The 12,373-nt window shown below is 71.9% G+C and carries 13 protein-coding genes; 6 read left to right on the forward strand and 7 right to left on the reverse strand.

Features of this window, described 5'->3' with window-relative positions; translation table 11 throughout:
• Positions 1-19: 19 nt before the first annotated feature.
• The 3 genes from HD597_RS65210 to HD597_RS44515 all read right to left on the reverse strand — a co-directional run bounded on the left by HD597_RS65210 (position 20) and on the right by HD597_RS44515 (position 3,992).
• Positions 20-2,383: a serine/threonine protein kinase gene (locus tag HD597_RS65210; RefSeq protein WP_276083180.1), complete on the reverse strand. Its 2,364-nt coding sequence runs from the start codon at positions 2,381-2,383 to the stop codon at positions 20-22.
• 98 nt (positions 2,384-2,481) lie between these two features.
• Entirely contained in the window at positions 2,482-3,624 is a 1,143-nt protein-coding gene (locus HD597_RS44510) for a S8 family serine peptidase (RefSeq protein ID WP_253752075.1), read from the reverse strand.
• Positions 3,625-3,719: 95 nt separating this feature from the next.
• Positions 3,720-3,992, reverse strand: a complete 273-nt coding sequence (locus HD597_RS44515) for a WXG100 family type VII secretion target (RefSeq protein WP_168013589.1) — start codon at positions 3,990-3,992, stop codon at positions 3,720-3,722.
• A gap of 120 nt (positions 3,993-4,112) precedes the next feature.
• On the opposite strand from HD597_RS44515, the gene HD597_RS44520 reads away from it, so the two are divergent.
• From HD597_RS44520 to HD597_RS44530, 3 genes are all read left to right on the forward strand, one after another.
• Complete coding sequence (locus tag HD597_RS44520; protein ID WP_253752078.1) at positions 4,113-4,832, forward strand: SDR family NAD(P)-dependent oxidoreductase; 720 nt, start codon at positions 4,113-4,115, stop codon at positions 4,830-4,832.
• A gap of 23 nt (positions 4,833-4,855) precedes the next feature.
• Positions 4,856-6,607: an acetyl-CoA carboxylase biotin carboxylase subunit gene (locus tag HD597_RS44525; protein WP_253752081.1), complete on the forward strand. Its 1,752-nt coding sequence runs from the start codon at positions 4,856-4,858 to the stop codon at positions 6,605-6,607.
• A 302-nt stretch (positions 6,608-6,909) separates the two neighbouring features.
• On the forward strand, positions 6,910-8,289 hold the full coding sequence (locus HD597_RS44530) for a hypothetical protein (protein ID WP_253752084.1): 1,380 nt from the start codon (positions 6,910-6,912) through the stop codon (positions 8,287-8,289).
• A gap of 143 nt (positions 8,290-8,432) precedes the next feature.
• Here HD597_RS44530 and HD597_RS44535 read toward each other — a convergent pair whose 3' ends face one another.
• A complete protein-coding gene (locus HD597_RS44535; RefSeq protein WP_253752087.1) occupies positions 8,433-8,708 on the reverse strand; it encodes a hypothetical protein in 276 nt (91 codons plus the stop codon).
• Between the two features lie 23 nt (positions 8,709-8,731).
• Positions 8,732-9,391 carry a TetR/AcrR family transcriptional regulator gene (locus HD597_RS44540; protein WP_253752090.1) on the reverse strand — a complete coding sequence of 220 codons (660 nt, stop codon included), beginning with the start codon at positions 9,389-9,391 and terminating at the stop codon, positions 8,732-8,734.
• 92 nt (positions 9,392-9,483) lie between these two features.
• On the opposite strand from HD597_RS44540, the gene HD597_RS44545 reads away from it, so the two are divergent.
• Both HD597_RS44545 and HD597_RS44550 read left to right on the forward strand, forming a co-directional pair.
• A complete protein-coding gene (locus HD597_RS44545; protein ID WP_253752093.1) occupies positions 9,484-9,951 on the forward strand; it encodes an anthrone oxygenase family protein in 468 nt (155 codons plus the stop codon).
• A 32-nt stretch (positions 9,952-9,983) separates the two neighbouring features.
• The gene (locus HD597_RS44550; RefSeq protein WP_253752096.1) at positions 9,984-10,451 is read left to right on the forward strand and encodes a hypothetical protein; all 468 of its coding nucleotides are present in this window, start codon (positions 9,984-9,986) and stop codon (positions 10,449-10,451) included.
• 24 nt (positions 10,452-10,475) lie between these two features.
• Here the strand turns inward: HD597_RS44550 and HD597_RS44555 are convergent, their stop codons facing one another.
• Both HD597_RS44555 and HD597_RS66200 read right to left on the reverse strand, forming a co-directional pair.
• On the reverse strand, positions 10,476-10,976 hold the full coding sequence (locus tag HD597_RS44555; protein ID WP_253752099.1) for a P-loop nucleotide/nucleoside kinase family protein: 501 nt from the start codon (positions 10,974-10,976) through the stop codon (positions 10,476-10,478).
• Between the two features lie 128 nt (positions 10,977-11,104).
• Complete coding sequence (locus HD597_RS66200) at positions 11,105-11,683, reverse strand: calcium-binding protein (protein WP_308210821.1); 579 nt, start codon at positions 11,681-11,683, stop codon at positions 11,105-11,107.
• 111 nt (positions 11,684-11,794) lie between these two features.
• Between HD597_RS66200 and HD597_RS44570 the strand changes: the two genes are divergently transcribed.
• Positions 11,795-12,331, forward strand: coding sequence for a GNAT family N-acetyltransferase (locus HD597_RS44570; RefSeq protein ID WP_253752101.1), 537 nt, complete (start codon positions 11,795-11,797; stop codon positions 12,329-12,331).
• Positions 12,332-12,373: the final 42 nt, after the last annotated feature.

Here is a 12,373-nt window from a genome sequence, read left to right on the forward strand (position 1 = left end):
ACGGCGCGGGACGGCCGCTCTAGCCGCAGTTGGCCCACCCGGCGCTCGTGCTGCCCGATCCGGCGCTGCCGGAGTACCGCACGCACTTGCCCTTGGCCGACAGCTTGACCGGGCCCGCGTAGTACTCGTAGCTGCCCGAGTCGGTCTGGCTCCCGCCGCCCTGCACCTCAAGGGTGGCGGAGACGGGCGTCGCCTTGCCGACGTTCGCCCCCGACTTGAGAGTGACCACGCAGTTCTGCCCGGTGCCGTTGTTCCAGAGCTGGTACGTGGTGCCCCCGCTGAACGAGCTCGACCGCTGCACCACGAACCCGCTCCCGCACACCTGGGCCGCGCTGTACGGGTTCGTCTTCGGCGGCGAGGTGGTCTTGGTGGGCTGGGGCTTCTGGGTGGTCTTCGTCGGGGTCGGCTGCGGCTGCTCCGGCTCCGGTTCCGGCTCCTTGGTCGTCTTCGTGGGGGTCGGCGTGGCCTTCTTGGTGGGTTCGACCGTCTTCGTGACCGTGGCCGTCGGCTTGGCCTTGGCCGTCTTCGACGGCTTGGCCGTGGGCGTGGCCTTCGGGGTCCTGGTCTTGGTGGGCGTCACGGTGACGGTGGGGACCGGCACCGGCTGCTGCGTGACCGCCGGCGGCGGGGTCGGCACCGTCGTCAGCACGGGGATCTCCGCCGAGCTGGTCGGGCCCTGCGACGGCAGCACCATGGGGCCGACGCCGCTGTCGTCCGGGCTCGGCGTGGTCGTCGCCCACGGAGCGGTCACCTCGGTCTGCGGCTGCGTGGCGGGGGCCGTGCCCTGGCCCTGAGCGGCGACGTTCTCCGGGGTCGGGCTGCTGGAGCCCGCGGCCACCGGCGCGAACGTGACCCTGTCCGAGTACTGGCTCGCGCCCCACAGGCCGAGGCCCGACAGCAGCACCACGGCCGTCACCCCGGCCACCAGGCCGATGGGGAACGGCTTGCGGGGCCGGCTCTCACCCTGCCGGTGCAGGAGGTGGGGCGGCTGCTGGGGCGGGTGCTGCTGGTCGGCCATGGGCGGCGGGCCCCACATCGGGGGCTCGTGATGGGCGGGCCCCATCGGGGACGGCACGACGACGCCCTGCTGTGGCGGCACGATGGCGCCGTGCTGGAGCGGCACGCCGTCCGGGCCCATCGGGGCGGGGATCGGCGCGCCGGGGCCCATGGGGGCCGGCGGCACGCCGTGCGGCGCGGGGCCCTCGCCCATCGGCGGCGGTCCCCACGTGGGACCCCCGGGAGGCATCGGCCCCTCACCCATCGGCCCTTCACCCATCGGGGCGGGAGGCATCGGCCCATCGCCCATCGGGCCGGGGCCGCCCATGGGTCCCTGCGCCATCGGGCCGGGGCCGGGACCGGCCATCGGGCCCTGCGGCGGCATCGGGCCCTGCGGATGGATCGGGCCCTGCGCATGGATCGGACCCTGCGGGGGCATGGGGCCGTCCGGCATCTGCGGGACCTGGGCGCCCTCGATGGCGAGCTGGATCGGCAGGATCAGCGGCGCCGGCGGCACGGGCCCGACGCCCGGCTGCCCGCCCTGGGGCGGCACGGGAACGCCGTCGAGCAGCGTCGGCGCGAGATCACCGGCCCCCGGCGGCGGCACGGGAACGCCCTGGATCGGCGGCGCGGGCATGGGCGCGTTCGCGTCGCCGAGGAGCCGCAGCAGCGCCACGTACGCCGTGGGCCGCCCCGTCACCTCCTTGGCCAGCGCGGCCACCACCACCTGACGCAGCGGCTCAGGCAGCTCCCCGATCTCGGGCTCCCCGCTCAGCACGCTCTCCTTGTCGTGCTCGAACGGCGCGGCGCCGGTGGCGGCGAACACCACGGTCGCGGCCCAGGAGAAGACGTCGGCGTAGGGGCCGTACTGCAGCCCGCTGAGCTGCTCGGGAGCCCGGTAGCCGAGCTCGCCGGCGGGCTCGCCCACCTCCATGTCGGTGACGCGCGGGCCGTCGGCGGTGAGGATCACGTTCGACGGCGTGAGCGCCCGGTGCGCGAACCCGGCCACGTGCACGGCGGTCAGCGCGGTCAGCATGCCCACCGCGACCCGGTCCAGCGCGTCGCCGCTCAGCGGCCCGTCCGCCGCGACGGCCTCGGCCAGCGAGCGGCCCTCGACGTGCTCCCTGATCACGTACGGCCGGCCGTCCTCGACGCCGGCGGCGAGCGTGCGGGCCACGTAGGAGCTGGACACGCGGGTGACGTCCCGCAGCCGCCCGGCGAAGCCGGGGTCGGCCGCCGGGTCGGCGCTCAGCGTCTTGACCACGACCTGGGGCGCGTCCTCGGATTCCCGGCCCAGGTGGACGGCACCGCGCGGCCCCTCGCCGAGGAGGCCGACGATCTCGTGGCCGCCGATCCGTTCAGGCTTCGGGGAGTCCTTCTCCGCCATGACCGTCCTTCCGGCATTACGTCATGATCGGAGGACATTTAATCAAATAAGCCCCATACGCATCAGGGGTTTCGGTTACGCGCTCTGACTGTTAACCGTCAATTGGCACTGGAGCCGCCCGGCGAGCCCGCCCGCCAGCCGCGCCGCCGTCCCATCGGCAGGAAGATCCACGCCACGATCGCCACTCCGGCCAGCGACAGCCCTCCCGCGGCGACCGCGGTGGCCACCTCGACGGAGCGCTGGTCGGGCGGCGTCACCTTGTGCACCGCCGAGGCGGGCAGCGGCTCCGGCACCGGCGGGGCCACCGCCACCTGCTCCGACGGCAGGACCGCGGTGACCGCCAGCAGCGGGTTGACCATGCCCGCGCCCGTGCCCGCGCCGGAGGCGCCGTCCGCGGTCAGCGCGATGCGCCGGCGTACCCGGAGCTGGTCGAGCTGGGGGTGGCGGGAACGGACGAGCGCGGCCACGCCCGCCACGTACGGCGCCGCGTAGCTCGTGCCCTCCAGCTTGGCCCGGTAGCCCCTGCCCGTCCACGTGGAGCTGAGGCTCTCGCCGGGGCCGAGCACCGCGACGGCGTTCGGGTTGGAGAACGTCGAGCGCCCACCGTTCGGGGTCGCCGAGCCCACCGACAGCACACCGTCGTAGGCCGCCGGGTAGGCAGGGCCGCTGGAGCCGTCGTCGTTCTTCACGTTGCCCGCCGCGGCCACGATCACGATGTCGCGGCCCAGGGCGTACTCGACGGCGGACTTGAGCTCCGGCTGGTCGTGCGCCTCGATGGAGACGTTGATCACGTCGGCGTTCTCGTCCGCGGCCGTCCTGATGGCCTTCGCGAGCAGCGAGACGTCACCCAGCGAGGTGGTCGTCTGCTTGATCGACAGCAGCCTGACGGCCGGGGCGACGCCGTAGAAGGGCAGGTCGGCGCGGGGCTGACCGGCGATGATGCCGGCCACCGCGGTGCCGTGGCCGACGCAGTCGCGCAAGCTGGTGTTGGTCAGGTCGGCCTTGCCCGCCAGGCGGATCTGGGGGTGCGTCTCGTCCACGCCGCTGTCGATGACGGCGACCGTCACGCCCTGGCCCATCGTCAGGGGCCAGACGCGCTTGACGTCCAGCCGCTTCTGGGCCCAGCTCTCCGCCACGGACGGGCTGGCCCGCTCGGGCTCGCACCGCTCGGGCGCCGCCTGCGCGGGTGCGGTTGCGAACTGCAGGGCGAGCGCACTGGCCAGGAGAACGCGACCAATCATGACGAAAGAGCGTATCCCGCCCGCGTGAGGGATCGAGCGGACCCCTCAACGGGAAGAAGCCCCAGCAGCCTTCCCGCCAGGGCCTCTCCCGTTGCTCACTGCGTGGCGGTGTCGATGTTCTGGCGGTACGTCGTGATGACCCGCGAAGCCTCACCCAGCTCCTCGGCCATCCGCTGGAACGCCGTCCGGTAGTTCTGCCACGACTGCTGGAAGCGCTGCGCGCCCTGCCCCGTCCACGCGGTGCCGACCTTGGCGGCCTCGCGGTCGAGAGCGGTCATCGTGGCGCGTACCGCCTCGGCCTGCTGGGTGAACTGGTTGGACATCTGCTGCATTTCCTGCAGATTTCCGCCGACCATGCTGTGGCTCATGCATACCTCCTGGCGCCTGTCAAAGCGCCATCACCCTAAGGAAGCACTCCCGGACATCGCCGCCGTTATGCCGAGCGGCTATGGTCTACCCGAGGAATGTTCGGATCGCGTGGGGGGCTCATGCGCGAGGTCGTGGTCACCGGGGGCGGCACCGGCATCGGGTACGCCGTCGCCGCCGCCTTCGCCTCGCTCGGCGACCAGGTCACCATCACCGGCCGCCGCGAGGACGTGCTCGGCAAGGCCGCCGGCGACATCGGGGCGCGGTTCCTGCCGTTCGACGCCTCCAGCCCCGCCGAGGTGCAGGCCGCGCTGGCCCACCTGCCCGAGCGGGTGGACATCCTGGTCAACAACGCCGGCGGCAACACCAACCTGGGCCGCAGGCAGCCGCACGAGCTGACCGACGTGGCCGAGGCCTGGTGGGCCAACCTCAACGCCAACCTCATGTCCGCCGTGCTCGTCACGACCGCGCTCGCGCCGCGCATGGCCGAAGGCGGCCGGATCGTCTCGATCGGCTCGATCGCCGCCAGGGGCACCGGCTCCGGCTCGTACGGCGCCGCCAAGGCCGCCATGGAGTCCTGGACCGCCGACCTGGCCGCCGAGCTCGGCCCTCGCGGCATCACCGCGAACGTCGTCTCCCCCGGCCTCGTCCTCGACACCGAGTTCTTCAGGGGCCGGCTGACCGACGAAGGCATCAGGGCGCGGGTGGAGAACACCCGCAACGGCCGTCCTGGCAGCCCCGCCGACGTGGCCGATACCGTGCTCTTCTTGGCCTCCCCCGGTGCCCGGCACGTCACGGGGCAGGTGCTTCACGTGAACGGCGGCGCGTACCTGGGCCGCTGACCCTAGGAGGAAGGACAACGCAGGTGCGGAAGGTTCTGATCGCCAACCGCGGCGAGATCGCCGTACGTGTGGCCCGGGCTTGTGCGGACTCCGGGATCGGCAGCGTCGCGGTCTACGCCGACCAGGACCTCGACGCCCTGCACGTCAAGGTCGCCGACGAGGCGTACGCGCTGGGCGGCCAGAGCCCGGCCGAGACCTACCTCGACATCGGCAAGCTGCTCGACGTCGCGCGCCGCTCCGGCGCGGACGCCGTGCACCCCGGCTACGGCTTCCTGGCCGAGAACGCCGAGTTCGCCCAGGCCGTCATCGACGCCGGCCTGACCTGGATCGGCCCGCCGCCCGCCGCCATCGCCGCGCTCGGCGACAAGGTGCAGGCCAGGCACATCGCCCAGAAGGTCGGCGCGCCGCTGGTCGCGGGCACCAAGGACCCGGTGGCCGACGTGTCGGAGGTGGTGGCGTTCGCCGAGGAGCACGGGCTGCCGATCGCGATCAAGGCCGCGTACGGCGGCGGCGGGCGCGGCATCAAGGTGGCGCGCCGCATCGAGGAGGTCGCCGAGCTGTACGAGTCGGCCGTACGCGAGGCGGTCGTCTCCTTCGGGCGCGGCGAGTGCTTCGTCGAGCGCTACCTCGACCGGCCCCGCCACGTCGAGACCCAGTGCCTGGCCGACCGGGCGGGCAACGTCGTCGTGGTCAGCTCCCGCGACTGCTCCCTCCAGCGCCGCCACCAGAAGCTGGTGGAGGAGGCGCCGGCGCCGTTCCTGACCCCCGAGCAGGTGGAGATCCTCTACTCCAGCTCCAAGGCCATCCTCAAGGAGGCCGGCTACACCGGGGCCGGCACCTGCGAGTTCCTCGTCGGGCAGGACGGCACCATCTCCTTCCTGGAGGTCAACACCCGGCTGCAGGTCGAGCACCCCGTCACCGAGGAGGTGTCGGGCATCGACCTGGTGCGCGAGATGTTCAGGATCGCCGACGGCGAGCTGCTCGGCTACGACGACCCGGCCCTGCGCGGCCACTCGATCGAGTTCCGGATCAACGCCGAGGACGCCGGCCGCAACTTCCTGCCCGCCCCCGGCACGCTGACCACCATGCGCGCGCCCTCCGGGCCCGGGGTGCGCCTCGACTCCGGCTACGAGGCCGGCATGACGGTGCCCGGGACGTTCGACTCGCTGGTGGCCAAGCTGATCGTGACCGGGCGGACCAGGCAGGAGGCGCTGGAGCGGGCGCGGCGGGCGCTGGCCGAGTTCGAGATCACCGGGATGCCGACCGTGCTGCCGTTCCACCGGGCGGTCGTCGCCGATCCGGCGTTCACGTCGGCGCCGTTCTCGGTCCACACGCGGTGGATCGAGACGGAGTGGGACAACCCCGTGGCGCCGTACGACGGCGAGGTGGCCTCCTCCGGCGGGGACGCCGGGCGGGAGACGGTGACGGTCGAGGTCGGCGGCAAGCGGCTGGAGGTCGTCCTGCCCGCCGGCCTGGGCGCCTCGTCCGCGCCCGCCACCGTCGCCAAGACTCCGCGGCGGGCGGGGAGCAAGGCCAGGAAGGGGTCGGCCGCGGGCGGCGACGCGCTGGTCAGCCCGATGCAGGGGACGATCGTGAAGATCGTGGCGTCCGACGGCGACGTGGTGAACGAAGGGGACACGGTCGTCGTACTGGAGGCCATGAAGATGGAGCAGCCGCTGGCGGCGCACAAGTCGGGCACCGTCACGGGCCTGGCGGCGGCGATCGGCCAGACGGTCACGGCCGGCGCCACGATCTGCGAGATCAAGAACACCTGAGGGGTACGCGCCCGGCGACGGGGCGTGAGGGCGCGTGCTGCGCAAGGGACGGCGGGCGAGGGGGGGGTGCGCTGCGCAAGGGGCGGCGGGCGAGGGGGCGTGCACGCCTGGGTGACGGCACGCCAGGGGGCGTGCGCCCGGCGTGACGGCCCCTTGACTGTGAATCTCCCGGCCCGCGCACAACCGGTGCCCAGCTCTTCGGCCACGATGTGCGCCTGCATGTCCCCGGACGGGTAGCGTGCCCAGTGAGGAACTTTGCCGACCGCCCATTCGTCCTCAAGGGCGAAGGAGGCTTGCTGCCAATGACCCATTCGCTGCGCCGAGCAGGGGCCGCGTTCGCGGCTCTGATCGCCGGTCTGATCGTCGTTCTTGCGCTGTCCCCTGCCGCCAACGCGGCGGCCCCTCCGGACGCGAACTCCGTGGTGTCCAACTGGAAGAAGGACCCGCTCTACGCGGCGTCCGGCTCCTCGTTGTCGTCCGGCCAGCAGAGCGAGATCAATGACGCGCTCAAGGGCGCCACCACCAAGATCTACGCCGTTGCGCTGCCTGACGGCACTGTGGACGGCACCACCGTTGGGCCCTACCTGTCCCAGCTGAACACGGCGCTGAGCGCCGCCGGCCGCCCCAGCGCGACGATCGTCGTGCTCGACGGCCAGACGATGTTCGCCGCCTCGAGCGCCCTGAAGCGGCAGGGTCTGGCAGCCCAGCTGTCCGACCTCTCGGTCAACGCCAACTCGGGTGACGTCGTGGCCGGCATGAAGGACTTCGCCAACCGTGTGGACATGGCCGCCAAGGGCGACCGTTCGGCCCTGTCCTCCGGCAGCCAGGCCAACCCGGGTGCCGGCGGCACCGCCGCCCTGGTCGGCCTGGGCGCGCTGCTCCTGGTCGGCGGTGGCGGCTACTTCCTCTACTCCAGCAACAAGAAGAAGAAGCGGGCCATCCAGGAGGCCAAGGACCTCGCCGCGGTCAAGCAGACCGTCGAGGAGGACGTCACCAAGCTCGGCGAGGAGATCACCGCCCTCGACACCGACGTCACGCTGGCCGGCCAGGGCGGCGGGCACATCGACGAGTGGCAGACGGCGCTCGACTCCTACGAGAAGGCCAAGACCCAGCTCGACACCGTCCAGCGGCCCGACCAGGTCCGCGAGGTCACCCAGACCCTGGAGGACGGCCGCTACGCGCTGGCCGTGGTGAAGGCCAAGGTCAACAACGAGCCGGTGCCCGACCGCCGGGCCCCCTGCTTCTTCAACCCGCAGCACGGCCCGTCCGTGCGCGACGTGCGCTGGGCCCCGCCCGGCGGCGCGGTGCGCGACGTGCCCGCCTGCCGGATGGACGCGGAGGCCGTGGAGCGCGGCTTCGACCCGCAGATGCGCGAGGTCATGGTCGACGGCCAGCGCAGGCCGTACTACGACGCGGGCCCCGCCTACCAGCCGTACGCGTACGGCTACTACGGCGGCTTCGGCGACATCATGACCGGCATGTTCATCGGCACCATGATGGGCAGCATGCTCAGCGGCGGCTTCGGCTACGGCGGCTACGGCGCCGGCTACGCCGAGGGCTACTCCGACGCGGGCGGCGGCATGGGCGGCGACTTCGGCGGCGGAGACAGCGGCGGCGGCTGGGGAGACTTCGGCGGCGGCGGCGACTTCGGCGGCGGAGACTTCGGCGGCGGCGACTGGTAACAGCCACGCGATAGGCCAGGCAGAAGCCTCAGATCCGATTCGTGATCTGAGGCTTCTTGCTGTTCGAAGGCAAGGCCGGGGCGCACGGCCGAGCTGCGTAACCCGGCCCGCGGCCGTCCGATGGGGCCTTGGGGCGCTCCCGCTCAGCCCTGGAAGCTTCCTCCCAGGTCCTTGTCGACCTCGGCCGTGGCTTCATGCACCCACGCACCGTCGACGCACTTGTACCCGGCGTGATCGACGTACCCCTCGGGATGGAGACCCCCTCCGCCCTGCCCCGACGCGGGGTGCTCCTCGTAGTCGGACCTGGGGACACAGTTGGCCGCGGCCGGGGAGCCGGCGGCCACGACGACGGCACCGGCGACGAAGACGGCGGCCACGGCCACCCGGAGTCGTGGCAGGGTGTGATGAAGAGTACGCACACCGTGATGATAGGCGTGCGACGTCACCTCTGGAGGAGGGTGGCCGCCAGGATCCCGGCGAGCCATTCCTCGTACTCGGCCTCGCTCCACTCGCAGACCTCGATCAGCTTCTCGAAGTTCTCCGTCGAGGTGAGGACGTAGATCTCCTCGGCCGCCCTGGCCGGCGTGAGGCCAGGCCGCAGGACGCCGAGCGCGTGCAGGTGATGGGCGGGCCCGTGGCCGCCCTTCAGCCTCTCGCGTTCGATGTCCGCCAGGACCTCCTGGAGCCCCGCGTCGGCCGGGGAGGCGGCGGCGGCCGCGCGCAGGACGCGGTGCACGGGCTGGACGCGCCGGAGGATCCCGGTGGCCATGGCGGCGTACCGGGCCAGCTTGCGCGCGGGATCGGGCTCGTCGATGATCGCCTGGACCTCGGGGCGGCCGGCCTGCGGCAGGGGCCGGGCGTCGCCGGCCAGCGTGATGTCGTAGACGAGCTTGGCGAGGGCGGGCTTGCCGCCGGGCGAGGACGTGTACAGCGTCTGGAGCGCCACGCCCGCCTCGCGGGCGACCTCGGCCATGGTCGTGTCGGCGTAGCCCTTCCTGATCATCAGCTCGCGCGCCGCGGCCGCGATCTTCTGCCGCGTGGCCTCGGCCTGCTCCTGCCGCAGGGCGCTGGAGTAGGAACGGCGCTTCTTCTGCTCAGTCATCGCGCACCATGATTCCAGACCTGGATTGACTAGAAGCGTATCTAATGAAAGAGTTCGCTTCTAGTAGATCCTTCTCGTGGAAGGAAGGTGCGGTGACTTCGGTGCTTGCCGCGTCCAGAATGCTCGCGCTACTGCTGGTCGGCCTGTACGCGGGCGGCGTCGCCTTCGTGGTGCTCGCCCCGTCCGTGACCCGCCTGCCGGGGCCCGCGTACGTCCGGTACTGGCAGGCGCTCAACGCCGACTACGGCCGGGCCATGCCGCCGCTGCTGCTGGCCGGCATCGCGGCGCTGATCGTCGTGACCGCCCTGTCGTGGCGGCGCGGCTGGTTCGTCCTCGGCGTCAGCGCCGCCGCCCTGCTCCTGGTGATTCTCACCGTGGTCCTCACCCTGGCGGGCATGGAGCCCCTCAACCGGGTGGTGGACACCTGGGATCCCGACCTCCTGCCCGCCGACTGGCACGAGACCCGACGGCGGTGGCTGAGCCTGCACCTCGTCCGGACGGTGCTCGCGCTCGCGGCGTTCGCCTGCCTGATCACCGTCCAGACCCTCGACCGCAACTGAACGCCGACCCATGAACCCGAGACGGAGACCACATGAGAAAAACCCTCACCGGCGCCCTGCTGGCCGCACTCACCCTGCTCACCGCATCGCCGGCGCACGCCGACGTGGTGAACGAGAAGTGGATCGTCGACAAGCCGATCGCGGGTGGCAAGAGATATTTCCCCGCTTACGGCGCCTACAGCCTCACGGGCCTGGACCCCGACCGCATCCGGCCCACCGGCACGCTCTCCCTGCTCGGGGGCATCATCGACGTCGGAGATCGTGACGACCGCTGCACCTGGGTGGTCTTCCGCATCACCTACTACGACTACGAGCAGGCCACGCCCAAGGAGACGGGCAAGCGCTACCGCAGCTGCGTGCCGCGACAGCGGGTGAAATTCACCTTCCAGCACGAGGACGTCTCCAAGCTCGAAGCCAAGGTCTGCTGGACGGACCTGAACGCCGTCCCGGACCGGACCTGCGTCGATCCCTACCAGGTGATCTTCAAGACCTACCCGTGAGCCGAGCCGCCCCTGCCCGGCGGGCTACTCCAACTGCGCCACCAGCGTCGCGAGCGACTCCTCCGGCGCCTGACCCGCGGTGTCCACGGTGATGTGGTCGCGCTCCCACGGCTCGTACTCGCGCTCCACCACCTCCTCCCACTCCGGCAGCCGATGGCCCGGAATGTCGGTGCTGCGGGTGGTCACGCGGCGCCGGTGCTCGTCAGGGGCGGAGCAGATCACCTCCACCTCGGCGACCGGCACCCCGGCCCGGACTCCCACCTCGCGCCAGGCGTCGCGGGTGATCGACAGCGGGTTCACGGACTCCGCGATCACCGTGAGGCCCTGGCGGAGGTGGTCCTCGGTGAGGGCGTAGCCGACGGCGTATCCGGCCGGGCCGAGGGGCTGGCGGGCCAGGCCGGAACGGACGATCGCCTGTTCGATGGTGTCGATGCGGACGTGGACCGCGCCGGCCAGGCGCCTGGCCAGGAGGCGGGACAGCGTCGTCTTGCCCGTGCCGGGAAGACCGCCGATGACGATGAGCATGCCTCTCATGCTGCCGGAAGCAGGCCGCGCGCGCGTCGTGCGACGTCGGGGTCTGCGCGGTGGCTGCGGGCCCAAGGCTCGTGCTGCACGCCATCCCCCGAGGCCGCGCGCCGTCCGCTGATCCGCCTCTACTCGCAGTTCTCCAGGGTGTCGGGGCCGGGGCCGCCGTCACAGGTGTCGGTGTCCGGGCCGCCTTCGAGGCCGTCCTCGCCCTTGCCGCCGTTGAGCTCGTCGTTCCCCTTGCCCCCGTTGAGCTCGTCGTCGCCCTTGCCGCCGTTGAGCTCGTCCTTGCCGTCGCCGCCGCGCAGGTCGTCGTCGCCGTCGCCGCCGATCAGCAGGTCCTCGTTGGTGCCGGCGCGCAGCACGTCGTCGCCGTCGCCGCCCTGGATGACGACCAGGTCGGGGGCCTTCATGTCGACGCGGTCGTCCCCGTCGCCGACGGAGATCTTGACGCGCTTGAGCACGGCGAACGACATGACGTCGCCCGGCTCGGCGTCCGGGGTGCACCCCTTGATCGGGCCGGCGCCGTCATGGAGGTGGAGGTTGTACTTGGCCCTGGTGAGGGTGAGTTCGTTGGCCACGCCGGGCTCGGCGGTGTAACGGAGTTCCTGGCCGACGACCGTACAGGTGCCCGCGAACTCGGGCTCGGTCACGGCGGCCTGGGGGCTGAGCAGCGCCAGCGTCGTCAGTAAGGCGGGGAGCGTCACGGAGCTTCCTCTTCTCTGCGGCAATATTGGATGTAATTAGACTCTTTCATTAGAGGCTCTTCTAGTCAATGAGAAGCGCGCCTGCCACGCCGGGCCAGCAGAATGTGCGGTGTGATCCATCTCGCCGAGGGGCCCCGGGTGGCCATCCGTTACATCAGCCTGCGCGACTTCGAGGAGCTCGCGGCTCTGCACGAGGAGAGCGCGCAACTGCTCGCCCGGTGGATGCCCGGCGGGCCCATCGTCACGTACGCGGACTTCGAGCGGTACATGTCCAGGTTCGACGGCCCGCTGAACGAAGGCTTCCTCATCTGCCTGCGCGACACCGGCGCGATCGTGGGCCGGGTCAACGTCAACAACATCATCCGGGGCACCCACCAGAGCGCGATGATCGGCTACTCCGCCTACGCCTCCACCACCGGCCGCGGCTACATGACGGAGGGCCTGGGGCTGCTGGTCGAGCACGCGTTCGGCGAGATGGGGCTGCACCGCCTGGAGGCCAACATCCAGCCCGACAACACCCCCTCGCTCAGCCTGATCAAGCGCGTCGGCTTCCTGCGCGAAGGGTACTCGCCGAACTTCCAGTTCATCGACGGCGCCTGGCGGGACCACGAGCGCTGGGCCATCACCGCCGAGATGACCGGCGCGTGACGCCGGAACGCGCCCTCAGGGAGTGACGCCGGGCCGGTCCAC

Source organism: Nonomuraea thailandensis, from assembly GCF_024172165.1.
In the GTDB taxonomy this organism is placed as follows: Bacteria; Actinomycetota; Actinomycetes; order Streptosporangiales; family Streptosporangiaceae; genus Nonomuraea; species Nonomuraea thailandensis.

What these genes read in the sequence shown, in the direction of transcription:
- HD597_RS44550 (WP_253752096.1), top strand. Translation starts at nt 9,984, where the DNA reads ATGAGAAAAACCCTCACCGGCGCCCTGCTGGCCGCACTCACCCTGCTC.
- HD597_RS44515 (WP_168013589.1), bottom strand. Translation starts at nt 3,992, where the DNA reads ATGAGCCACAGCATGGTCGGCGGAAATCTGCAGGAAATGCAGCAGATG.
- HD597_RS44520 (WP_253752078.1), top strand. Translation starts at nt 4,113, where the DNA reads ATGCGCGAGGTCGTGGTCACCGGGGGCGGCACCGGCATCGGGTACGCC.
- HD597_RS44540 (WP_253752090.1), bottom strand. Translation starts at nt 9,391, where the DNA reads ATGACTGAGCAGAAGAAGCGCCGTTCCTACTCCAGCGCCCTGCGGCAG.
- HD597_RS44555 (WP_253752099.1), bottom strand. Translation starts at nt 10,976, where the DNA reads ATGCTCATCGTCATCGGCGGTCTTCCCGGCACGGGCAAGACGACGCTG.
- HD597_RS44530 (WP_253752084.1), top strand. Translation starts at nt 6,910, where the DNA reads ATGACCCATTCGCTGCGCCGAGCAGGGGCCGCGTTCGCGGCTCTGATC.
- HD597_RS65210 (WP_276083180.1), bottom strand. Translation starts at nt 2,383, where the DNA reads ATGGCGGAGAAGGACTCCCCGAAGCCTGAACGGATCGGCGGCCACGAG.
- HD597_RS44510 (WP_253752075.1), bottom strand. Translation starts at nt 3,624, where the DNA reads ATGATTGGTCGCGTTCTCCTGGCCAGTGCGCTCGCCCTGCAGTTCGCA.